The 524-nt window shown below is 40.3% G+C and carries 1 pseudogene; it reads right to left on the bottom strand.

The features are described from left to right. Nucleotides 1-524, bottom strand: a pseudogene (locus tag E4T71_RS08845) (helix-turn-helix domain-containing protein); the annotation flags it as partial.

The following is a 524-nucleotide window of genomic DNA, read 5'->3' as shown; positions in this document are numbered from 1 at the left end:
CTTTTTTAGACCAACAAGCTCCTAGTTTACTAATACGTCCAAAGCCAGCCTCATCTTGATACATAAGCCGAACTTTTTGGTAAGATTTACCACAGATAAAGCGCTTACTTGATTTTTCCTCAAATTGAGATTTTATTTTTTGACGCTAAAATTGTCTTAGCGTCTGCTTTCTTTGGGTGTTCAGGGCGTGGACTAACCTTACGCCAGCCATGACGTTTCAGAAGTGCATAGAAACCTTCGCGGCTTGTTTTACGTCCTACTCTTTTTTGATAGGCTTCAAAGAGTGTGTCAACAGTGACAAATTCTCCATTCATAGCGGAAGAAGCCTGTTCTTCAAGAAATTCCTCTTCCTCTTCATGTGTTAAATAAAAGTGGCGGCGTCCTCCACGGTTTTCAGTAAGGAGTGCCTCTAAACCTCCTTCTAGATAACGGTTCAATAAGTTTCGTACAGTTTGATGAACAAAACCTACTGATTTAGCTACTGCTGTTAAATTCTGACATTCAGAGTAGAGAATGAGAGCTTG

It is taken from the genome of Streptococcus sp. WM07 (assembly GCF_004570525.1).
GTDB lineage: Bacteria > Bacillota > Bacilli > Lactobacillales > Streptococcaceae > Streptococcus.
The sequence above is the reverse complement of the archived record's forward strand: the minus strand, read 5'-3'. Positions and strand labels throughout refer to the sequence as shown.